Here is a 20,436-nt window from a genome sequence, read left to right on the forward strand (position 1 = left end):
TATGACCATGACGGAAATCAGTTCGCTGGCTGAGACGAAAGCCCACCTGTCGGAGTTGGTGGCGCGGGTCGGCGAACAACATGAGCGGGTCACTGTGACGGTCCATGGGCGGCCGGCCGCGGTCCTGATCGCTGTCGACGATCTGGAGTCTCTCGAAGAGACCATTGCGGTCCTGTCCGACTCTGCCGCGCTGCGAGCATTGAGCGAGGCCGATGCTGAGCTGGCCCGAGGCGAAGGCGTGAGTGAGGACGATCTCGCCGCGGCGATGCAGGCCCATCGAGCCGGGAAGTGACCGACCAGCGCTACGAGTTGGTCGTCGCCCCCGTCCGACGACAACTAACTGAGTCACTGCCGGAGGCCGTGGCGTGTGCAGCCTACGAGTTCATCACCGGACCGCTGCTGGACAACCCGTATCGGGTCGGCAAACGATTGCGGCCACGGCTCGAAGATCGTCACAGTGCCCGCCGGGGCACATACCGCGTGATCTACCGGATTGACGACGATCAGCGGCGCGTCACAGTCGTGGGTGTCTTCGGCCGCGCAGCTGCCTCAGCGGTGTCGATGTAGTAGCCCACCGACGACCGCTCCAGCTCCGAAATTGTCAGCATCATATCGCCCACTCAAGGTGGGTAGTATCGACTCTTACTGCGCCACAACTACTCTCGCACCATCTACGCAATTGCATCGACAGATGCTGGAGAGATCCTTGGTGAGAATTGAAGGAGTGCAGTGATTTTGGCATAGAACGTCTCCGACAACGTCCCACACGTATTCCGGTAGGCATTCATGATGTCGGCGAAACGATCTCGGAGTGCGCCGATCTCAGTCTCACAATGACGCTTCAGTAGCGGCCGGTGAACAACTCCGGCGCCCAGCTGGCCGCCATGCACCAGGGCGCGGAAGCACTGCACCGGCGACGGCGTCCGACTTGACCAATCGCCGACCGGCGCAGTCGGTCGGACGCGGACGAACGATGTAAGGACGCGACTCGGCCGTAAGTCGCCGCACCGCGACGCGGGTTATCCCACGGGGGTTACCCCCAGCCAAGTGTCTGGCCAACCCCATTACCGAGCGTATCAGCCGCAATTAGCGTCATTGGTGTCGAAATAACAAGGCAGTAAACAATTCTCGACCCAAGGAGCCCACTGAGATGAACCTGTACCTCATACCCGCGCTCGCCGTCGGCGCCATGGCCACGGCCGCTCTCGGGTTCGCCCACGCCGCTGCCGCCGACGCCGCCAGCTCGACCCAGGTCCAGGACAGGGTCCGGAACCTGGAGGCCAGCGGCTACCACGTCATCGTCAATCGCATTGGGGCGGTGACACTCTCGACCTGCACCATCACTTCGGTTCGGCCAGGACAAACGTTCTCGACCGTTGACTCACGCGGTGGGTCCTCGCCCGCCGAGACCATCACGGCCAAGACGGTGCTGGTCGACGTGGCGTGCTGATGAACGATCAGTACCTGCTGCGCCACGCTCATCCATAGTGATAATTGCTGTTCGAGAAGAGAATTCGTCGCCCCGACTGTCAGCCGGCCGTCATGTATCCATTGCGCTGGCTCGCCGATGACGGCTCACGCGACTCGATCCTTCACCGCCCTAGCGGCGTGGGTCAGCGCCGACGACGACGTTGCCGCTATCGGAGCGCACCATCACCTCGGACGCCGCTGCGCCAGGATCGGTGGTCTCGGGCACCCGAACATCGGTCCTGTCACCGCCGGAGGCGCGGACCAGGTAGGGGCCCCGATCCGGTAGACCGACCGCGACGTCACCATCGCGGCTTACGGCATCGATGGTCTTGGGCACGTCCGGGCCAAAACTGACCCTCACGTCGCCATCGCGGGTTTCGGCGTTGAACGTCTGAGTGACCGAGATGGCCCGTGGGGCGACGATGTCGCCGTCCTCGGTGGTGACGTCGATGCGATGGGCGGTGCCGTTGAGCACGATGTCGCCGTCGACGGTGCGGGCCACCAGCCGGTCGAGTTCGGCGTCGATGGCCAGTGTGCCGTCGTCCTGCCGGACGTTGACCGTGAGTCCCTCGGCGAGAGCGGGCGGCAGCGTGACGGTGACCTCCCCGGTGCGACCCCAGTCCATAAAGGCGGGCGAGGCGGGGGTCACCTCGATCCGGGTGCCACCCGGCTGGGAGGTGACTTGGAGCTGCTGCCTGCCGCCCCGCGTGGAGTTCAACATGCGCAGGGCGACGCGGGGGGACTCGGCGCTCGGATCGGTGGTGACGCGGACGGTGGAGTCGACGGCGTCGATCGACAACGACGTCATCTCCTCGGGCAGCACCTTGCTGTCGGTGCTCACGCGCACCGAGTTGATGCCGAGGGCGATCGCGACCAGGGCCACCAGGGATCCCACGGTCAGCACCGTGGCCGCGATGACGAGCAGCACCCGCACCGCGCTGCGGCCTTGTGGCGTCAACGGCGGCGGAGCCGACGAACCAGTGGTAGTGATGGTGGGCGGTGGGGAGGCAAACGTTGTCATGTGTCAAAGCCCCTTCGATGGCTCAGGATTCAGGCTGGTCAGGACTCGAGATAACGCAGGACGGCGAGGACACGGCGGTTCTCGCTCTGGTCGGGGGCCAAGTTCAACTTGGTGAAGATCGAGGCGATGTGCTTCTCGGCCGAGCCGACCGAAACGTGAAGGGCAGCCGCGATCGCCGAGTTCGCCTTACCCTCGGCCATCAGTTGCAGGGTTTCGACCTCGCGCGGCGTGAGCCCGTCGAGCGCCGAGCGCTGCGGTGAGCGGACCAGGATCTGGGAGACCACCTCGGGATCGAGGACGGTGCCGCCGGTGCCCACCGTGACCACGGCGTCCAGGAACGACGGCACGTCGGCTACGCGGTCCTTGAGCAAGTAGCCGAATCCCCTGGTGTCGGAAGCGATCAGATCGGAGGCGTAACGCTCTTCGACGTAATGCGAAAGCACCAGTACCGGTGACTCGGGGTTCTGACTGCGCAGCACTGACGCAGCACGGATGCCCTCGTCGGTGAACGTGGGCGGCATTCGGACGTCCAGAATGCACAAGTCTGGCTTGTGTTCGTTGACCAGGCGGAGCAGGTCGGTCGCATCGGCCACTCCTGCGACCACCTCGTGGCCGGCGTCGATGAGGATGCGCTCGATGCCGCCCGCAGTAGCGCCGAATCTTCGGCGATCACGATCCGCATGGCAGCACCGCGGTCACGATGGTGGATCCCGTTGCCGGGCTGGACACCTCGAAGGTGCCGCGTGCGGAGCGGACGCGTTCGTCGAGCCCGCGCAGCCCGGTGGCCTCCTCGGAGGCCGTGGTGGAGGCGCCGCCGACGCCGTCGTCGAAGACCGAGACCTGAAGCGCCTCGGTGGCTTCGTCGAAGCGGACGGTCACCACGGCCTGGCTGGCGCGGGCGTGCTTGGCGACGTTGGTCAACGCCTCGGCAACCACGAAGTAGGCGACCGACTCGACCTCGTCGGGGAGGCGTCTGGGCAGGAAGATGTTCAGAGTCGTTGGCACCCCTGAGTTTTCGGTCCGTTGCACCACCGAGGACAGGGCTGCGTCCAGACCGCGGTCGGCCAGGATGGTCGGGGCGATGCCGCGGACCACGTTGCGGAGCTCGGCGAGCGCACTTTTGGCCTCGTCGTGGGCTTCGCCGATCAGCTTCTTCGCCTGCGACAGGTCGGTGTCGAGCTTGGTCTGCGCCAGCCCGATGGTCATGGCGAGCGAGACCAGCCGGGGTTGGACGCTGTCGTGCAGATCCCGTTCGATGCGGTGGCGTTCGGTCTGAGCCGATGACACCGCACCGCGGCGGGCGTCGCTCAATGCGCTCACCTCGTGCTGTAGTGCGGCGGTAGCCGATGGGGGGAGCAACCACTGGTCGATGGCAGCATCGAGCGCGGGCGCCACGATCACGATGGCGACGGCGGCGATCACCGCGACGACGGCCAGCAGCCACGCGAGCGGCGGGGAGATGAACCAGAGGTCTGCCTCGGCGTCGCTGCGGCTAACGGCGGTTGCAGCCGCGGGTCCCAGAAAGGCGAAGGCCAGAAGTGCCAGCGCGACGCCGGTGGCCAGCATGTCGTAGCCCAACCGCAGATAATGGTGTGCCGCGGCCTTCCAGAACCTGAGGCTGCTGACATCGAGCCACATTTGGTGCGCCCAACGTTGAAATCCGCTGTACGGGGACAGCTTCCGTGGGGGCACCGGAATACCGAGGCCGAAGACGGCTTCGCTGCGAAGGCGCTCTACCCGCTCGACGCCGCGCATCAGGTAGACGAAAACGACGCCGGCGGCCAGGAATCCGACGACGGACGGAATCGACGAGACGCCAAGGACGAGGATGGTGAGCGGAATCCAGAACCACACCGTGCCGATGGCGGCGCCCGTAATCATCGAGGCGGTGGGCACCACGCCGAGGTGTCGGCGGATCCGCGCGAGACGCTTCGGGCGGACGAGGAAGTCGTCGGTCGTGTCGACCGGGATGTCGGGTGTCACGGCAACCATGCCTCTAAACCTAGGGAGTCGTGACGCCTGCGGGTATGGCGTTTCCCCGAGACCCATGCGGGGGTTAACCCCCGGGCGCGTCCGCGGGCACCCCTGGCGCTCCCCCACCTGTTCGCACCCGCCGCGACCGGCGTCCCACAGTCGATAGGTTGATCGCGATGGTGAGTGCGGCCCCGAGATGCTGCAACTACTGTCCCCGAAGGCTTCGCACCTGCGCTGGATCGAGCTTCAAGTAAAGCTTGATTTGGGTGTCCCTATTCCTCTCAGACATCCTGTCGGAAAGGGTGAAAAGTCTGGGCACAGGCGGGGCATTCGTGCCATTGATCATAGCCACCACGGTGTAATGGACGAAAACTTTCCCGTCGATAGTGTAAACCGGCGTGCCATCTCGGGCAGTGAATCTAACGCCTTTTTGCATTATGTCAGCGATACGCTGTTGATTTGCGTCAGCCCGCTGCTGTCTTGCTGTTTCACTCGCTTGCACTTCGCGGTACCACAGCGAATGTTCCTTAGGTACCGTGACTTTTGGGCTTGGGATCAAGTCCAATAAGCTCTTCTGCTTCGGACTCAAGTCGTCCAATTTTTGCAACGGGTTGAGAGTCGTTTTCCGGTTGAGGAGTTCTTTGATGGTGCTCGTGACGAATCTGCCGAGCGCACCCAAGGGGTCAGCCCTATTTGCCGCAACCACCACAGGTGTGACGGCGTTCCGCGAGGCGCTGAGCTGATTTCGGTTCGGGGTGGCAACACGCGAAGTCACGCGCGAATTCACGGTTGCGGTCTGCCCGTCTGGGACCGAGGAGGTGTCAGCTGACGCGGGCCTATTCGAGGGAGCCGACACCGTCCCCTTCGCCTTGCGAGGCGTCGTCGACCGCGCGTCGACACGCGGCGCGACCGGCCCGGCGCGGCCGGAACGAGTCGGCGGCACAGAACCGGAGTCGACACCGTTGGACGAAGACGCGACCGGTCCGGCCGACGACGGCGACCCGACGCCGCTGTCTGCGCTGGCAACACCCATCTCGGACCCGACCAGCGACCAGCCGATTAGCGCCGCACCCATGCCGGCGGACGCCGCACCGAGCTGCACCCACCGATGCACGGACAGGTCTGGGGTGCGAGGCCTACCGCGGTCACCGCCCCTCGTTGACGATGACATGTCCGGTCTCCCCGTATTGTGTTGCGCAGGTTGATCATTGTCCTACTGGCGGCGCATACCGCGCCGGATGCTGGAAGTTGACGTGGTACCCAACGTCGGTAATAGTACCGCGCTCGATCGCGCTGAGGGGCCTGTCTGTCGTTGCCTTCTTGTTTGCCGCAGGATTCCCCACTTCGACCCCAGCAAATCCGCCCTAGTCGAACCGCGGAAGGTCTCTCCCCCCGGAAGCATCGATGTTTACTGCACCACAACCACTTCTTGTGGACGCTGCACAGCGCTGAATGAGAAGGTCGCGGCCGATATATCGAGTGCCGCAGTCTATTTCAATGAGATGGGACTCCGGAAAGAGAACACAGCGCCGCTCTAGGCGTCACCGCGTGGAATCGGCGGGCTTATGAGCCTCGCCGCTCGCGCTAGCCTAGCCGGCCTTGCTCATCGGCTGGTCGCAGCACATCTCGGCGTGCTCAGTAGGTGACGTACAGGGGCAGGCCTTCTCGTAGACCAACACCGACCCACACACGTCGCATTGATAGCGATCTCCAGCGTTGCGGGACATGGCGCCTCCTCGTTCGACAGCGATGCGTACGGCATCATTCTGCGCTTGCTCACGATCACCGATGACAGAAATCGACAGCCAACCCCGTGGGAACGACCGCTGCTGAGCGATAGCACACAGCAAATTCCCAGGGAACCACACGGGCCATGGCAACGACTGTTGGACCGGTAGGCCGAACTCCCACTGCCCAGCGAAAGGTCAGCGCACAGCAATGATGAGAAACTTCACCACCGCCAACAAACTGCGCGTGACCGGGTGCGCCTCGGCTCTGAGCGTCATCATCGCCACACTGGCAGCGGCGCCCGCGTGGGCACATGTCCACGTCGACTCAGACCACACCTCCCCTGGTGATGACGCGATCCTGACATTCGAGGTTCCCAACGAATCCGAGATGGGAGCGGCAACGACCGAAGTCAGCGTCGCCCTCCCCGACCTGACCGAAGTCAGCGCCGAACAGATCCCGGGCTGGACCGCCCGCCTGGACCGCAACGTCGCGGCGGGCACCGTCAAATCCGTCACCTGGACCGCAGCACCCGGCGCCGGCATCGCGCCCGACCAGTTCGCCCTGTTCCGGGTCGCCGTAATGCTTCCCACCGGCGACAGCGTCAGCTTCCCCACCACCCAGACCTACAGCGACGGCACCGTCGTGCGTTGGGATCAGCCCACCCCGCCCGGCGGTGCCGAACCCGAACATCCCTCTCCCACACTGGCTTTGGGGGCAGAGCCGCACGCTGCTCCAAGCCAGCCGTCTCCGTCCGTATCCGCGAGCCCTGCCCCCGCAGCACCGGCGGCGGCAGCGCCAGCGCCGGCATCGGACAACACCTCACGCTGGCTGGCCGGAGCCGCGCTCGTCGTCGCGGCGGCCAGCGCGGCACTCACGCTTGTGACACGGCGACGGTCATGAAGTCGGCGGCGGCTGTGTTCGCAGCGCTGTCGATCGTCGCGCTCGTCGCTGCGCCCAACGCATCGGCGCATGCTGTGCGCATCGCTACCGACCCCGCCGTCGACGCCGTCCTCACCGCCGGGCCCTCCCACGTCAGCGCCACCTTCAACGAACGCCTCCAGACGACGTTCTCCGCGATGACCGTTGTCGGGCCTGACGGCAACCTGTGGTCTACCGGCCAGCCCCACCTTGATGGCGCCGTTGTTTCAGTCGATGTCCTGCCGCTCGGCCCGGTCGGTACCTACACCGTCAACTATCGGGTGACTTCCGCCGACGGGCACGTGGTCTCCGGCTCGTGGCCCTTCCACCTGAGCGTCGCCGGAACGGGCAAGCCTGGCCCGCCTGCCGAGGCGACTTCCACAGCGTCCCAGAACATTCCGGTGTGGCCCTTCTTCCTTGCCGCCGCTTTCGTCCTACTCGGGAGCGGAACATGGTGGGCGCTGAGGCGACGACATTGACGTCGGCGATTGCGGCCACCGTTGAAGGATCGCCACAGGTCACCTACCTCTCCGGCAGCTCGGCGAACCGCCTCTTGACGTCGTTGTACCAACCCATCGACTTGATGGGGTGACGCCAGCGGCCCTTCATGTCTTCACGGGCAGGAACATGGGCGTCGTCGCCGGCCTTGACCCGGTCCTTGAGGTGTTGGTCCTGCGCGTTGATGATGTCGTCGGCGCTCTCGCCGCGGTGCACGAATTCGCATGGGCCACCGAGGTCTTGGCAGGTCATCGTCTTCACGGAGGATCTCCTGTTCTCTGGTCACACCCGGCGATCCGGGTACGTCAAGATGTTGACGCGCCCCACGACGAAAGTGTGACCACCATGGTGAGCAAGGATCAGCTCCACGACGGCTTCGAGGCCGAGCGTCCGCGGCTGCAACGGATCGCCGCACGGATCCTGGGCGACGCCGACGCAGCTCAAGACGTCGTGCAACAGGCGTGGCTACGGCTGCACGCCACCGAGGAAACCATCGACAACCTGGCGGGCTGGCTCACGACGGTGACCTCGCGACTGTGCCTCGACCGGCTGCGGGCGCGTACGCCCATACCGACCGAGTCGATCGAACTCGATACGACAGCACCTGATCCCGCCGACGACGTGGTGCTGGCCGACACCGTCGGCATCGCACTACACGTAGTGCTCGACCGGCTGACGCCCGCCGAGCGGGTGGCCTTCGTGCTGCACGACAGCTTCGGCGTGGATTTCGATGTGATCGCCTCGATGCTCGACACGTCCACGGTCGCGGCACGCAAGCTGGCCTCTCGGGCCCGGGCCAAGGTGCGCATGGCAGCGCCCGAGGATGCCCTCGCCGATTGGGAGGTCGTCGACGCTTTCATGACCGCTGCGCGCGAGGGCGATTTCGCCCGCTTACTGCAGTTACTCGCCCCCGACGTGTCGGTCTCTGCCGATGCGGCGGCGAGTATGCTCGGCACACCGGCGCACATGGAGGGCCGTGACGACGTGGCCAACTTCTTCAATGGCGCTGCCGCAGCCGCGTTTCCGGTCTTCGTCGAGGGACGTCCGGGCTCGGCCTGGATTCACCGCGGGGAGGTCAAGGTCGCCTTTGACTTCACCATCGAGGCGGGCCGAGTACGCCACCTCCGATTCCGTGCCGAGGCCGACGTGCTGGCCGGGGTGCGGCGCCGCGAGGGCGCCGACCCGCGGAACTGATCAGCCCGCCGCCTGCTGTTCCTCTCGCGCCGGCGGTTCCACCACGACGGCAGTTCCGCCACCGACCCGCTTGGCGCGGTACATCGCCTCGTCGGCACGACGCAGGACGGTCTCGAGATCGAAGTCGCGGGCGTCGGCGGCCTCCCAGGTGACGCCGATGCTCGATCGCAGCGCCAACCCCGCGGGATCTCGCAGTGTCAGCGCCTGGACCCGCCTGACAAAGCTGTCCAGGTCGTGCTCGTCGGAAAGTCCGGCGACAAGGATGAATTCGTCACCACCGACGCGCGCGGCGATATCGCGGGTCCGAATCACCTTGCTCAGCTGATCGGCGACGGCGCGCAACGTGGCATCGCCGGCGCCGTGCCCGTGTGCATCGTTGAGCTGCTTGAAACCGTCGAGATCGATCACGACGACGGCAAGGAACGAGCCTCCCGAGCTGCGCGCCAGCGTCAGCCCCGTCTCGGTGAAGAGCCCGCGCCGATTCAGCAGCCCGGTCAGCGGATCACGATTGGCCGCGTACGCGGTGGCACTCAAGCCGCGCCGGGTGCCTTCGATGACCATCGCCGCGACCGCGGGCATCACAACCACCGTTGCCATCGCCGGAAGGAAATACAGCGACAACACCGCCAGCGAGGCTCCGTCGAACTGCACACCCATCCAGGTGAACACCACGATCGTCGCGGTGGCGAAACCGCAGTGCAAGAACAACGCCCGATACCCCAACAGCACCGCGGCGAACACACCGATCAGGCACATATAGACGGTGGCCGACAAGCGCGCCTCGGGCACCGCCAGCACGGCACCCGAGGCGGCCAGCGCAATATCACCCCAGACCGCGAACGCGATGGCGGTCCGGTGACCCGGCCACGGCCGAGTCAGCCACCACGCGCCGATCGCCAGCGAGGACATCAGCAGCGTCAGGTGGATCGCTCGAGCCGGAATGCCGTGCGGACCGAGCGGCTGCACCGTGTGGAACTGCTCGAGGCCACTGAGCAGGCCCAGGCCGATGCACAACACCCCGATGAGGATCCGGATGCGGTCGAGGAAGCCGGTGGCGCGCAGCACTGCAGTAGCGATGGCGAACTCGCGCTCACCCATGCGTCAGCCCTCGGGAGTCCTTTTGGGGGATATGTGTGACGGATAGTATCGGGCACCGCCGAGGCTGGCTAGAGCCGTTTCGTCACAATCCTTCGGCGGCCGTGTAGGCCCGCCAGCCGCCGAACGCGGTGATCTCCCGCTGACCCTCGACCAACGCGGGCTCGCCGATCACGCCCAGCACCGTCGACCCGTCGTCCAGGCGGACCTTCCCGATCGACAGGCCGGGCGGCTCGGCGAGCAGGATTCCGGCCAGGCCCGCGGCCGGCACGTCCCACACCTCCACCTTCACCGCGACCCCCGAGCCGTCGGTGACCCGGATCATCGCGGGGTGGTCGTCGTTGATGGTCCACAGCCGGTACACCGGCTCGGTGGTGGCCTCGCGGATGAACGTGGCACCCGCAGCCGCCATGTTCGGCGAGAGCTTGAGTCCGCGCATCAACGTCCCGTTGACGGCCAATAGCACTCCGCCGCTGCCACTTTCGTCACTGTTCGACACCGCGTCCACACTACCGACGATCCGGGTTCCCGACGTGCCGGCCAGGATCGCCGGGATCTCCTCGGCCGCCCCGATCACACCGACGGCTCCGGGCGTCGTGGCCACGAAGTCGGCCACGGCCTCCACCTTGGGCTCCATCGAACCCTTGCCGAACTGACCGGAGGCGATGTAGTCGCGGGCCTGCTCGACGCTGATGGTGTCCAGCCACATCTCGGCCGGCGTGCCGAAGCCGATCGCGACCCGCGGGACCCCGGTGGGAATCATCAGCAGGTCCGCGCCCAGGTCGTGGGCCAGCAGGCCGGAGGCGATGTCCTTGTCGACGACCGCCTCCACCCCGACGATCGTGCCGTCCGGTTCGAGGGCCACGGGGATGCCGCCGCCGCCCACCGCGACGACGATCGCACCGCTGTCGAGCAGTCCGCGGATCACGTCGGTCTCCAGGATGGTCGTGGGCCGCGGTGACGCCACTGTGCGCCGCCATCCGCGTCCGGCATCCTCGGCGATGGTCCAGCCCTGGCTGGCCGCGAGTGCCCTGGCCCGGTCCTCGTCGAGGAAGGAGCCGACTGGTTTCGTCGGGTTACTGAAGGCCGGATCGTCGAGGCTGACCACCGAGTGAGTCACCACCGCCACGACGGGTCGAGACATACCCCGGCGGGCGAGCTCGTTACGCAGCGCTTTGACGAACATGTAGCCGATCGCGCCCTGGGTGTCGGCGACGGCATAGTCGACCGGAACCGGATCGACCTCGCTCTGGGCGAGTTCGCTGCGACGCAGGATGAACCCGACCTGTGGCCCATTGCCATGGGAGACGACGAGTTTCCAGCCCTGCTCCACCATGTCGATCAGCGGCGACACGGTCCGGGCGACCGTGTCGTACTGCTGCGGGATGGAGTCGTGCTCGGCGTCGGTGACCAGTGCGTTGCCGCCGAACGCGACGATGGCGGTACTCACGTCTGCAATCCTGACGCCAGCGCGGCCAGGGCGTCGTTGAAGCAGTCCATCGGCGCGGTGGTGATACCCGCGCCGATTTGCCCGACGCCGGCCTGCCGGTGCGCGATGCCGGTGTTGATGATGGGCAGAACCCCGGAGTCGACCACCAGGCGCGCATCGATTCCGGCCGGTGTACCGCCGAAGTTCAACGGCGGCAGCGTGAATGCAGGGTTGGTGCCGAGAGTGATGGACAGCATGCGCCGGCTGTTGGCCGTCGCATCGGCCGGGGTTCCACCGACGAACTGGACGATAGCCGGCGAGGCGGCCATCGCGAACCCGCCGAGCCCGTTGGTCTCGGTGATCGCCGAGTCACCGAGATCGGCGGCTGCGTCGTCCACCGAGTAGCCCGGGAAGTACAGTCCGTCAACGGGATTGGCCGGTGCCTGGAACCACCGGTCACCGGTGCCGCTGAGCCTGATGCCGAAGTTCACCCCGTTGCGGGCCATCACGGTGACCATGCTGCTGCCCGGAACACCGGCCGCGGCATCCGACATCGACTTGGACGCGGCCATCGAGATGTTGAGAAAGAAGTGGTCGTTGCCGGCGACGAATTCCAAGGCTCGCCGGACCGCATCGGACGGCACGTCGGAGCCCAACAGCGCCAAGGTCAGCCGCTTGAACAACAGTCCGGATGCGGCAGCATTGCGGTTGTGCAGCTCGTCGCCCATGTGCAGCGCCTGAGCCATCAGCGGTTTGAGGTCGGGGTCGGCCAGCCCCCGCACGGCGATCTGCATGGTGGTGAAGAACTCGCTGCCCAGCCACCGCAGCCGGTCCAGCACCTCGCGAGAGTTGGCGCCGAACCGCAGCACCTTGCCGAGTCCCTCGTTGAGGTTGCAGAAGGCCCGGTTTCCCGCGGCGGTGTTCTCCACGACCCACACGGGCATCGACGGGCTGATGATGCCCGCCATCGGTCCGACGGCGTCGTGTTCGTGGCAGGGGTCCAATGCCACTTCCCCACTGGCAGCGAGCTTCTCGGCGGCGTCGAGATCCTCGGCCCATCCCTCGTAGAGGATCGCCCCGGCGATGGCGCCGCGCTGCGGCCCGCACATATCCGGCCAGTCGATCGGTGGCCCGGAGTGCAGGATGCGACGCTCGCCGGGGCCGAGGCCCGCAATGGCCTCGCCGGCACGAACCAGGTCGACGAGGCGCGGCTGCGCGGCCAGATAGCGCTCGAAGGCCGTCTGGTTGGCCGCTTCGATGCGCGGGTCACCGACCAGGGTGGCCAGCGCCCAGCCCAGCGCGGGGTCGGCGCCCGCGGGCGGTGCCCAGGTGATGTTGGTGACCTGGCCGCCGGCGGCGGTGATGTTGGTGGCGAAGCCCTGCAGGCCGACGTTGACGACCTTGAGGTCCCGCTCGAAGAGCTTCTTCACTGCTGCCCTCCCCGCGCCGCGATCACGGTGGCCGACCACAGTGCGGCCTCGGCGTTGCTGGCGGCGACCAGTGCCCCGGCGGACTGCAGGCCGGCGACGGCCCTGGCCCGATCCTGCGGATCGAGGTCGGTGCCGCATACGTAGCCGATGAACGCGACGGTACTTCCCTGCGCGCGGGCAACTTCGATGATCGACAAGAGTTCTGCGGTGGGATCGTCCGCCGATCCGTAGCCGAGCACCACGTCGAACAGCACGACGGCCGTCGTCTGGTCGGCGATCTCGTCGCGGATGCGGGCATCTTTGCCCGACGGATCGATCATGGGATGTGGTCTGCCCTGGGTGAATTCGTCGTCACCCATGTCGATGATGGTGTTCTGCAGACTGGTCCGAATATCGGTCAGTGCGGTGTTGCCCGCCACCGGGGTGTTGGAATGCGCGGTGATGCCGTGCGCGCGGTGCACCAGCTGCGCCTCGAAGCAGAATGTGCCACCCGAGAAGACGCCCCGCACATACTGCTGACCGGGAGCCATCGCGCCCGCGAGATCGGCAAGGGTGCGGTGCATTTCGTCGGAGATGACGATGTCGCCCGAACTGGGCTCGACACCGCGGGCCAGCTCGACGGCCATGTCGGCGGCCTGGGCGAGGTAGGCCGCGCCGTACACCCCGTCGCCGGTGATCGTCGCCGGGTCAGCGCCGAGGAAGATGACGACGACGGGTTTGGCACTGGCTCGGGCTGCGGCAAGGACTTTCGCGGCCACCGCATCCGACGGTGGCTTGGACACCAGGACGATGACCTCGGTGGCCGGATCGCCGTCGAGGGCGGCCAGTCCGTGCAGCATCGAGATACCGCCGATGGCGTCGGCCAGGTCGTGGCCGCCGGTACCCAACGCCTGCGACACCCCCGACCCGTTCTGGTGGATCCGGACGGTGACCTCCTGGGTGCCGGTGCCCGAGGCGCCCACCACCCCGATCGGACCGCGCCGCACGACGTTGGCGAAACCCAGCGGGATGCCGTTGACGATCGAGGTCCCGCAATCCGGGCCCATCACCATCAGGTCGGCCTCACGCGCGTACTGCTTGAGCGCCAGTTCGGCTTCCACACTGACGTTGTCGCTGAACACCATCACGTCCAACCCGAGGCGCAGTGCCTTCATCGCCTCGGCGGCCGCGTAGTCGCCGGGCACCGAGATCAGCGCGAGGTTCAGAGCCGGGTCCTTGGCCACCGCCATCTGGATGCTGGTGGTGGGTGCCGCGGTACCGGCCAGATCACCACCATCGGCCGGCGCCGCCGACAGCAACTTGTCGGCGACCGCCAGCGCTTCGTCGCAGGCCTCCTCGGTGCCCGACACGGCGACGACGAGGTCGTTGGGCCGGACCTCGAACGTGCCCAGACCCGCCTGGGCGAGGTTGTCGACGTTGGTGGCCGAGGCCATCACCACCGATGCGGCTTGAATGCCCGGTATCGACGTCACCCGCGCCGACACCGTCATCAAGGACACCGAGTCCTTGTACAGGTTGGGGTAGGAGCGTGAACTGGTTCCCATGCGTCAGGAGGTCGCGGCGACGAACGCGTCGGCGTCGGCCACCCAGCCGAAGATCGCGCCCTGCGCCTTGACCATCTCGAGCGCCACCCGGTGAAACTCCGGGAAATAGGACGCACAGCAGTCACTGAGCACCAGACATTCATACCCGCGGTCATTGGCCTCGCGAACCGTGGTGTGCACGCAGACTTCCGTCGTCACCCCGCACACCACCAGGGTCTTGATACCGCGGTCGGACAGGATCTGGCCGAGGTCGGTGGCATGGAAGCTGCCCTTGCCCGGCTTGTCGATGACGGGCTCGCCGTCAATGGGATACAGCTGATCGATGATGTCGTGCCCCTGCTCACCGCGCACCAGGATGCGGCCCATCGGGCCGGCTTCGCCGATGAAGGTCTTGCCGCCACGATGCAACTTCGCCGGTGGACAGTCGGTCAGGTCGGGGCGGTGCCCCTCGCGGGTGTGGATCACCAGCATGCCGATCTCGCGGGCTTTCGTCAGCACCCGGTCGATGGGTTCCACTGCGGCCAGCAGCAGCGAGGTGTCATTGCCGAGGGCTTCACCGAATCCGCCGGGCAGTACGAAGTCGCGCTGCATGTCGATGATCACCAGCGCGGTGCTGGCGACGTCGAAGTCCAACGGAAAGGGCTCGGCGTTGATCGTGGCCATCTGTGGTCCCTTCCTCTGACACGCTGGGCGGATCCATTGAAACGTAACTGGCAGCTGTTTGCGCGGGTGAACATTTCCGCGGCGTAAACAATCGAGGATCGACGTCCGCAAGTCGATTGCAAGTGCCTTACAAGTGCCCGCAGGCACCGTCGTCGCATGCAAACACAACAGCCCGAGTTGCTCGGCATCACCCTGGCCCATCGCGCGATGCTCACCGACGTCGGACGACTCGTCGCCGCGGTGGCCGAGATCGGCGACGGCCGGGAGCCCTGCAGTGCCCGGCGGGCCGACGCGATCGCCCGCTACACCGAATTGATGTGCGAGTCGATCCACCATCACCACACCATGGAGGACGACGTGCTGTGGCCGGTGATCGATGCGAGTGCCGGTGGCATCGTCGATCTGACCGAGCTGACCGACGACCACGCCGCGCTGGATCCGCGCCTGGACATCATCCGGCACCGGGCGACCGCGTTCCGCGTCGCCGGAGGTGACCGCCGCACCGCGATGTCGTTGGCCGCCGAGCTGGCCGATCTGCACAATCTGCTCTCCGAGCACATCGCCGAAGAGGAACGGGACGTCTTCCCGGTGATCCGTCAGTACGTATCCGTGAACGATTGGCAGACCATCGAGAAGACCGCACAGCGCACCGGCCGGCTTAGCTTCGACGGGCCGCGCACAGTCGCCGCCAGCACCGAGGAGGAGCGCGCCGTCCTGGCCAAGGAGGTCAACCCGATCCTTCGCTTGCTGCTGACCGTATTGGCGTGGCGGCACCGCAGATTCGAAGACGAGGTGTTCAGCCGCTGATCCCGTCGATGATCCGGGCCGCCTCGGTCGCCAGCGCACTGCGCAGCGCGATCGCGGCGGCCCGGTAGTGCTGCGCTTCGTCGGCGCGGCCCACCAACTGGGCGACCGCCGCGAGGGCGTCATCGACGGGGCCGGCCAGCAGACTGCCGTTGTCCAGCCCGGCGATCCGGCCCGAATACGGTTGCAGCTCTTCGGCGCACTGTTGTGCGGCGCCGGCGTCACCGAGCGCGACGGCGGCGTGGGCCCGCAGTGTCGTCATCGCCAGCCAGTAGTAGGACCGCTCGACCGGCTCACGGGTCGCCCAGATCCGGCGGGCATCGTCCTGGCGGCCGGCACTCAGGAGCGCCAGCACGACGGCGTCGGCGATCGCGGTCGACACGTAGGTGTGCACGGCCAGCAGGTCGTCGGCGAGCGCCGACAGATCACCACGGGCCAGGCCCGCGGTGAACCGGCCGACCAAGGCCATCTGGGCTCCGTTGGCCGTGCCCTGCTCGGCCAGTTCGCGTGCGGCAGCGGCATATCGGCGCTCGCCCTCGTCGGTTCGGCCGGCCAGCACGGTCAGCTGGGCGTTGAACACGTCCAGCACCGTCAACAGTGAGGCGAGCTGGCCGGTGCCGGCCCTGGCCACCGCGAGGTCGACGTGTTGATGGGCCGCGACCAAGTCAGAACGTCCGGCCGCCGACAGGAACGCCAGCCAGTGCGCAACAGCCTGGTAGTCGACCGCGGCGACGGCCTCTGCCACGGTGAGGAATTCGCCGGTCAACTGCTCACGCTCACGGGCGAGGTCCGGGCCGAGTGCGGCGTACGCCCGAGCGTTGAGCGCCGCGCACAGCACCCGGCCATAGGTGTGCGGGTCACGTACGTACAGCTCGCGTGCGAGCGTGAGCGCTTCCGCACTCGCCGCCAGTGCTGCGGGCTGGTCGGCACCTTCCAGCTCGGCGAACAGCGACGTGAGCAGCCGGGCCCGCACGTCGGGTGGCAACTCGCCGGCCAGCACCCGCTGCAGCGGGCCGACGATGTCGGCATCGGGTGCGTCGCTGATCCGGACCCGCCAGATCAACGGCGCGTTCCACGCCGTCAGCAGCCGCGCGGTGAGTTCGTCGGACTGGCCGGCCACTGAGAGGGCCTGTTTCAAGGCATCCCGTGCGGCGACCACATCACCGACCCCGGCCGCCGCCGCCACCCAGCCGCAGTAAGCGTCGACCGTCCGCTCGACATCGGGCGGCCCGGTTTCGGCGCGGCCGGCCAGCGCCAGCATGCGCACCGCAGCCTGCCACTGCCGCGCGGCTTCGACGGGGGCACCCACCCGGTCGGCGTCGCGGCCGGCGGCCATTGCCAGCTCCGCGGCGGCCGCTGCGCTCGCCGGTGTTGCCGCCGCGACGGCGTGATACGCCAGGGCCGCGGGATCTGCCGCCCGCGGCGACCTCGACAGCAATTCGAGGGCCGTGGCATGCAGCCGGGCCCGGCGCAGCAAGGACGTGTCTTCGTAGAGGGTGTCCCGTACCAGGGCGTGCGCAAAGCGGACCAATCCGGGGGCGGGTTCGTCCAGCAAACCGACGAGGATGGCCGGTTCCAGGGCGTCGAGCACGTCATCCGGGTCGCGGTGCGCGAGATCGGCGAGCACGTCGATGTCGACTTCCCTCCCGAGTACAGCCGCTTGCCGAAGTGCGGTGACTGTAGCGCCGGGCAGACGGACGAGCCTGCGCCGCAACACATCCCCGACACCGGTCGGCACTGCGACCCGTGCAGCGCCGACGCCCTCAGAGATCATCAGGCGCGAGAGTTCGCGGACGAACAGCGGGTTGCCGCCGGTGCGATCGTGCAGTGCCCGCTTGCCTTCCTCGGTCAGATCGGACAATCCGCAGTCGGCGGCCAGCGCGGCCGTCGCCACCCGGTCCAGCCCTCCGATGCTCAGATGCGTGACCGTGCGCACCGCCAACGCCGCACGCGCGGAAGCTAATTCGCCACCCGACTCCGACGGTCGGTAGGTGGCGATGACCAGGACCGGGCGATCTTGCAACTCGTGGCTGACCAACCGCAGCAGTTCCAGGGTGAGGCCGTCGGTTCGATGCAGATCATCCAGGACGACCGCGACCGGCTGGCTCGTCGCGGACCGGCCGATCACATCGGCGACGGCATGCGCTGTCCAGAACGTGCTTTGGACATCGGCGGCACCGGATTCGGCCTCGTGCAACAGTGGCGCGAGGGCGCGCAGGTGACGTGGCTCAGCGGCGGCGAACGAACCACTGAACTGTCGCAACACCTCGGTCCACGCCCAGCCCGGCGGCGCACCGTCGACCTCGGGGCATCGACCCGCAGCAACCGTCCACCCGGCGGCGCGCAAGCGGGTTGCCGCGGCGTTGGTGACCGTGGTCTTTCCGGCGCCGGCCTCCCCTCCGACCCACACCAGGCGACAGCCGCCCGAGCAAGCCTCCCGAGCCGCGTCGTCGATGGCCGAGAGTTCCCGCGAACGGCCATGTGGCACTTCAGGTTCGATGACAGACGGTGGTGACGGCAGAACCGCCGGGGCGGCCACCGTTGTGGATTGACCGGAGTCGAGATGCGGGGCGTGGCTGAGGATGTCGCGTTCGAGATCGCGCAGCGCGCGGCCTGGCTCCAGCCCCAGCTCGTCGGACAGGTGAATGCGCGTACTGCGCAACACGTCGAGCGCGGCGGCCTGACGGCCAAGGCGGTACAGGGCGGTGGCCAGGATGGCAGCCGCGCCCTCTCGAGTGGGGTGATCACGGACGACCGGTTCCAGCTCCCCGACGACCGCGTTGTCGTGGCCCAGCGCGAGCTCGGCCGAAGCGCGCAACTCGATTGCGGCAATCCGCAATTCGGTGAGACGGGCGATCTCCGGGATGGCCCACGCCGCGTCGGACACCTCCGCATAAGGTTCACCGGCCCACCCGCGCAGCGCCGCACCGAGTAACTCGGCGCGCCGGCGCGGGTCGGACTCGGACTGGCCGGCGCGGACCTGTTCGTCGAACCACCACGCGTCGACGGAATCGGTGGGCACGTGCAGGCGGTAGCCGGGGGCCGCGCTGACGATGACGCCGGCGGGAGCGCGTTTGGGCCGGTCGGGTTCGAGGACGCGGCGCAGATGGGATACGTAAGCCTGCAGTGCGGAAAGCGCTTTCGGCGGCGGTTCACCGTGCCAGAGGTCATCGATGAGCCGGTCGACCGAGACCACGTGCCCCTGCGCCAAGACCAGACGCGCCAGCAGCGAGCGCTGCCTCGGCCCGCCCAATTCCACCGGCTCGGACCCCCGCCAGGCGCGGACGGATCCCAATACGGACACCCGAACAGGTTGCCGATGCGGTGCCGCCATGATGCACCGACCCTAACTGCTAGCGTCCAGGTGATGGAGACTCGGAATGTCTGACCTGGTTCTTTACGAAGTCGTCGATCGCGTCGCACTGATCACCGTCAACGATCCGGACCGACGCAACGCCGTCACCGACGCGATGTCGCAGCAGCTGCGCGAGGCGGTCGAGGCCGCCGAAGCCGAGGCGAACGCCGTCGTGGTGACCGGCGCCGGCAAGGCCTTCTGCGCGGGCGCCGATCTGTCCGCCCTCGGCGCCGCCGCCAGGGAAGGCCTCGAGCGCATCTATGCCGGCTTCATGGCCGTCGGCCGCTGCACCCTGCCGACCGTCGCGGCGGTCAACGGCGCCGCCGTGGGCGCGGGGATGAACCTGGCCCTGGCCGCCGACGTGCGGATCGCCGGGCCGCACGCACTCTTCGATCCGCGATTCCAGAAGCTCGGCATCCACCCCGGTGGCGGCGCGACGTGGATGCTGCAGCGCGCGGTCGGCCCGCAGGTGGCCCGCGCCGCGCTGCTGTTCGGGATGCGCTTCGACGCCGACGCCGCCGTCGAGCATGGGCTGGCACTCACCGTTGCCGAGGATCCGGTCGCCGCTGCGCTGGAACTGGCCGCCGGTCCCGCGGCCGCCCCACGCGAGGTGGTCCTCGCCACGAAGGCGTCCATGCGCGCCACCGCCATCCCCGGCTTCCTCGACACCGACCACCACGAAACCGCCAAGGACATCGAGCTCGGCCCGCAGGCCACCTCGATCGAATCCCCGGAATTCAAGGCCCGCCTGGCCGCCGCGCAACGCCGCTGACGTCAGGCGGCGATCACCTGCAACAACTCGCCGTTGAGGTAGATCTCGGCTTCGGTCATCGGCATCTTCGGGGTGCCGGGCATCGGCGGCGCGGCCGAGTGATAATGCGTGCCGGTCGGGGTGGTGAATTCCGCTGTGTGCGTACCATTTTCGTCGATCGCGGTATTGACCTGCCAACCCAGTGACTCCTTGGCGTAGTTGCACGCCTCACACAGACCCTGACCATTGACCGCGCTGGTGGCACCGCCCCGCGCATGGGGCCTCGCATGGTCGCGGTGCCGCACCGGTGCATCACAGTAGGGGGTGCGGCAGCGCTGATCGCGCAATGCGATGAAGTCGGCCAAACCCTTGGGAAACAGCCGCGACCGCGACTCCAACGCCACCAGCGCCCCGCTGGCCGGGGTGGCATAGAGCCGCCGCAGCGTGGCCCGGGACCGAGGATCGCTCACCGCATCGAACACCATCTTCTGCGCGACCGCCGACGGGACCGAACCGTAGCCGGCGATCGCCGCCGCGCCCTGTTGCGCCCCGAGCAGCA

At 67.4% G+C, this 20,436-nt stretch carries 20 protein-coding genes and 1 pseudogene; 8 read left to right on the plus strand and 13 right to left on the minus strand.

All coding sequences use genetic code 11. From position 1 onward, the window contains the following. Position 1: 1 nt before the first annotated feature. The 3 genes from HPC46_RS07950 to HPC46_RS07960 all read left to right on the plus strand — a co-directional run bounded on the left by HPC46_RS07950 (position 2) and on the right by HPC46_RS07960 (position 1,450). A complete protein-coding gene (locus tag HPC46_RS07950; protein ID WP_233716294.1) occupies positions 2 to 292 on the plus strand; it encodes a type II toxin-antitoxin system Phd/YefM family antitoxin in 291 nt (96 codons plus the stop codon). Next, on the plus strand, positions 289 to 567 hold the full coding sequence (locus HPC46_RS07955; RefSeq protein ID WP_179468517.1) for a type II toxin-antitoxin system RelE family toxin: 279 nt from the start codon (positions 289 to 291) through the stop codon (positions 565 to 567). Before HPC46_RS07950 ends, HPC46_RS07955 begins: the two co-directional genes overlap by 4 nt. Positions 568 to 1,150: 583 nt before the next feature. Continuing rightward, the gene (locus HPC46_RS07960; protein WP_179468520.1) at positions 1,151 to 1,450 is read left to right on the plus strand and encodes a hypothetical protein; all 300 of its coding nucleotides are present in this window, start codon (positions 1,151 to 1,153) and stop codon (positions 1,448 to 1,450) included. A gap of 150 nt (positions 1,451 to 1,600) precedes the next feature. On the opposite strand, the gene HPC46_RS07965 is transcribed toward HPC46_RS07960, so the two are convergent. From HPC46_RS07965 to HPC46_RS07985, 5 genes and pseudogenes are all read right to left on the minus strand, one after another. Then, a complete protein-coding gene (locus HPC46_RS07965) occupies positions 1,601 to 2,491 on the minus strand; it encodes a DUF4097 family beta strand repeat-containing protein (RefSeq protein ID WP_179468522.1) in 891 nt (296 codons plus the stop codon). 38 nt (positions 2,492 to 2,529) lie between these two features. After that, positions 2,530 to 3,173, minus strand: a pseudogene (locus HPC46_RS07970) (response regulator transcription factor). Beyond that, positions 3,161 to 4,483, minus strand: coding sequence for a sensor histidine kinase (locus HPC46_RS07975; RefSeq protein ID WP_179468524.1), 1,323 nt, complete (start codon positions 4,481 to 4,483; stop codon positions 3,161 to 3,163). The pseudogene HPC46_RS07970 and the gene HPC46_RS07975 overlap by 13 nt, the downstream one beginning before the upstream one ends. Before the next feature lie 187 nt (positions 4,484 to 4,670). Beyond that, positions 4,671 to 5,252, minus strand: a complete 582-nt coding sequence (locus HPC46_RS07980) for a hypothetical protein (protein WP_179468526.1) — start codon at positions 5,250 to 5,252, stop codon at positions 4,671 to 4,673. An 802-nt stretch (positions 5,253 to 6,054) separates the two neighbouring features. After that, on the minus strand, positions 6,055 to 6,192 hold the full coding sequence (locus HPC46_RS07985) for a hypothetical protein (RefSeq protein ID WP_179468528.1): 138 nt from the start codon (positions 6,190 to 6,192) through the stop codon (positions 6,055 to 6,057). A 214-nt stretch (positions 6,193 to 6,406) separates the two neighbouring features. Between HPC46_RS07985 and HPC46_RS07990 the strand changes: the two genes are divergently transcribed. Continuing rightward, on the plus strand, positions 6,407 to 7,096 hold the full coding sequence (locus HPC46_RS07990) for a YcnI family protein (RefSeq protein ID WP_179468584.1): 690 nt from the start codon (positions 6,407 to 6,409) through the stop codon (positions 7,094 to 7,096). After that, positions 7,093 to 7,593, plus strand: coding sequence for a copper resistance CopC family protein (locus HPC46_RS07995; protein WP_179468530.1), 501 nt, complete (start codon positions 7,093 to 7,095; stop codon positions 7,591 to 7,593). The genes HPC46_RS07990 and HPC46_RS07995 overlap by 4 nt, the downstream gene beginning before the upstream one ends. Positions 7,594 to 7,636: 43 nt before the next feature. On the opposite strand, the gene HPC46_RS08000 is transcribed toward HPC46_RS07995, so the two are convergent. Further along, the gene (locus HPC46_RS08000; RefSeq protein WP_218893869.1) at positions 7,637 to 7,864 is read right to left on the minus strand and encodes a hypothetical protein; all 228 of its coding nucleotides are present in this window, start codon (positions 7,862 to 7,864) and stop codon (positions 7,637 to 7,639) included. Between the two features lie 93 nt (positions 7,865 to 7,957). On the opposite strand from HPC46_RS08000, the gene HPC46_RS08005 reads away from it, so the two are divergent. Then, positions 7,958 to 8,806: a sigma-70 family RNA polymerase sigma factor gene (locus HPC46_RS08005; RefSeq protein ID WP_179468586.1), complete on the plus strand. Its 849-nt coding sequence runs from the start codon at positions 7,958 to 7,960 to the stop codon at positions 8,804 to 8,806. Here HPC46_RS08005 and HPC46_RS08010 read toward each other — a convergent pair whose 3' ends face one another. The 5 genes from HPC46_RS08010 to HPC46_RS08030 form a co-directional block, all read right to left on the minus strand. Continuing rightward, a complete protein-coding gene (locus HPC46_RS08010; protein ID WP_179468534.1) occupies positions 8,807 to 9,904 on the minus strand; it encodes a GGDEF domain-containing protein in 1,098 nt (365 codons plus the stop codon). A gap of 82 nt (positions 9,905 to 9,986) precedes the next feature. Next, complete coding sequence (locus HPC46_RS08015) at positions 9,987 to 11,351, minus strand: carbamate kinase (protein ID WP_218893837.1); 1,365 nt, start codon at positions 11,349 to 11,351, stop codon at positions 9,987 to 9,989. After that, positions 11,348 to 12,760 (minus strand): YlbE family protein, encoded by a 1,413-nt coding sequence (locus tag HPC46_RS08020; RefSeq protein ID WP_179468536.1) that lies wholly within the window; start codon positions 12,758 to 12,760, stop codon positions 11,348 to 11,350. Before HPC46_RS08020 ends, HPC46_RS08015 begins: the two co-directional genes overlap by 4 nt. After that, a complete protein-coding gene (fdrA, locus tag HPC46_RS08025) occupies positions 12,757 to 14,304 on the minus strand; it encodes an acyl-CoA synthetase FdrA (RefSeq protein WP_179468538.1) in 1,548 nt (515 codons plus the stop codon). Before fdrA ends, HPC46_RS08020 begins: the two co-directional genes overlap by 4 nt. 3 nt (positions 14,305 to 14,307) lie before the next feature. Continuing rightward, a complete protein-coding gene (locus tag HPC46_RS08030) occupies positions 14,308 to 14,967 on the minus strand; it encodes a cysteine hydrolase family protein (RefSeq protein WP_179468540.1) in 660 nt (219 codons plus the stop codon). 156 nt (positions 14,968 to 15,123) lie between these two features. On the opposite strand from HPC46_RS08030, the gene HPC46_RS08035 reads away from it, so the two are divergent. Beyond that, on the plus strand, positions 15,124 to 15,774 hold the full coding sequence (locus tag HPC46_RS08035; RefSeq protein WP_179468542.1) for a hemerythrin domain-containing protein: 651 nt from the start codon (positions 15,124 to 15,126) through the stop codon (positions 15,772 to 15,774). Here the strand turns inward: HPC46_RS08035 and HPC46_RS08040 are convergent. Then, positions 15,764 to 19,105: an ATP-binding protein gene (locus tag HPC46_RS08040; RefSeq protein ID WP_179468544.1), complete on the minus strand. Its 3,342-nt coding sequence runs from the start codon at positions 19,103 to 19,105 to the stop codon at positions 15,764 to 15,766. The genes HPC46_RS08035 and HPC46_RS08040 overlap by 11 nt on opposite strands. 46 nt (positions 19,106 to 19,151) lie before the next feature. On the opposite strand from HPC46_RS08040, the gene HPC46_RS08045 reads away from it, so the two are divergent. Next, positions 19,152 to 19,898, plus strand: a complete 747-nt coding sequence (locus tag HPC46_RS08045; protein WP_179468546.1) for an enoyl-CoA hydratase — start codon at positions 19,152 to 19,154, stop codon at positions 19,896 to 19,898. A 2-nt stretch (positions 19,899 to 19,900) separates the two neighbouring features. Here HPC46_RS08045 and HPC46_RS08050 read toward each other — a convergent pair. Then, positions 19,901 to 20,436, minus strand: a 536-nt coding sequence (locus tag HPC46_RS08050) for an HNH endonuclease (protein ID WP_179468548.1), incomplete at its 5' end; no start/stop codon positions are given.

Origin of the sequence: Mycolicibacterium vinylchloridicum (assembly GCF_013404075.1) — a bacterium.
GTDB classification, from domain to species: Bacteria; Actinomycetota; Actinomycetes; order Mycobacteriales; family Mycobacteriaceae; genus Mycobacterium; species Mycobacterium vinylchloridicum.

Coding starts and splice junctions, on each gene's coding strand:
- HPC46_RS07950 (WP_233716294.1), top strand. CDS start 2: ATGACCATGACGGAAATCAGTTCGCTGGCTGAGACGAAAGCCCACCTG.
- HPC46_RS07960 (WP_179468520.1), top strand. CDS start 1,151: ATGAACCTGTACCTCATACCCGCGCTCGCCGTCGGCGCCATGGCCACG.
- HPC46_RS07965 (WP_179468522.1), bottom strand. CDS start 2,491: ATGACAACGTTTGCCTCCCCACCGCCCACCATCACTACCACTGGTTCG.
- HPC46_RS07975 (WP_179468524.1), bottom strand. CDS start 4,483: ATGGTTGCCGTGACACCCGACATCCCGGTCGACACGACCGACGACTTC.
- HPC46_RS07985 (WP_179468528.1), bottom strand. CDS start 6,192: ATGTCCCGCAACGCTGGAGATCGCTATCAATGCGACGTGTGTGGGTCG.
- HPC46_RS07990 (WP_179468584.1), top strand. CDS start 6,407: ATGAGAAACTTCACCACCGCCAACAAACTGCGCGTGACCGGGTGCGCC.
- HPC46_RS07995 (WP_179468530.1), top strand. CDS start 7,093: ATGAAGTCGGCGGCGGCTGTGTTCGCAGCGCTGTCGATCGTCGCGCTC.
- HPC46_RS08000 (WP_218893869.1), bottom strand. CDS start 7,864: ATGACCTGCCAAGACCTCGGTGGCCCATGCGAATTCGTGCACCGCGGC.
- HPC46_RS08005 (WP_179468586.1), top strand. CDS start 7,958: ATGGTGAGCAAGGATCAGCTCCACGACGGCTTCGAGGCCGAGCGTCCG.
- HPC46_RS08010 (WP_179468534.1), bottom strand. CDS start 9,904: ATGGGTGAGCGCGAGTTCGCCATCGCTACTGCAGTGCTGCGCGCCACC.
- fdrA (WP_179468538.1), bottom strand. CDS start 14,304: ATGGGAACCAGTTCACGCTCCTACCCCAACCTGTACAAGGACTCGGTG.
- HPC46_RS08030 (WP_179468540.1), bottom strand. CDS start 14,967: ATGGCCACGATCAACGCCGAGCCCTTTCCGTTGGACTTCGACGTCGCC.
- HPC46_RS08035 (WP_179468542.1), top strand. CDS start 15,124: ATGCAAACACAACAGCCCGAGTTGCTCGGCATCACCCTGGCCCATCGC.
- HPC46_RS08040 (WP_179468544.1), bottom strand. CDS start 19,105: ATGGCGGCACCGCATCGGCAACCTGTTCGGGTGTCCGTATTGGGATCC.
- HPC46_RS08045 (WP_179468546.1), top strand. CDS start 19,152: ATGTCTGACCTGGTTCTTTACGAAGTCGTCGATCGCGTCGCACTGATC.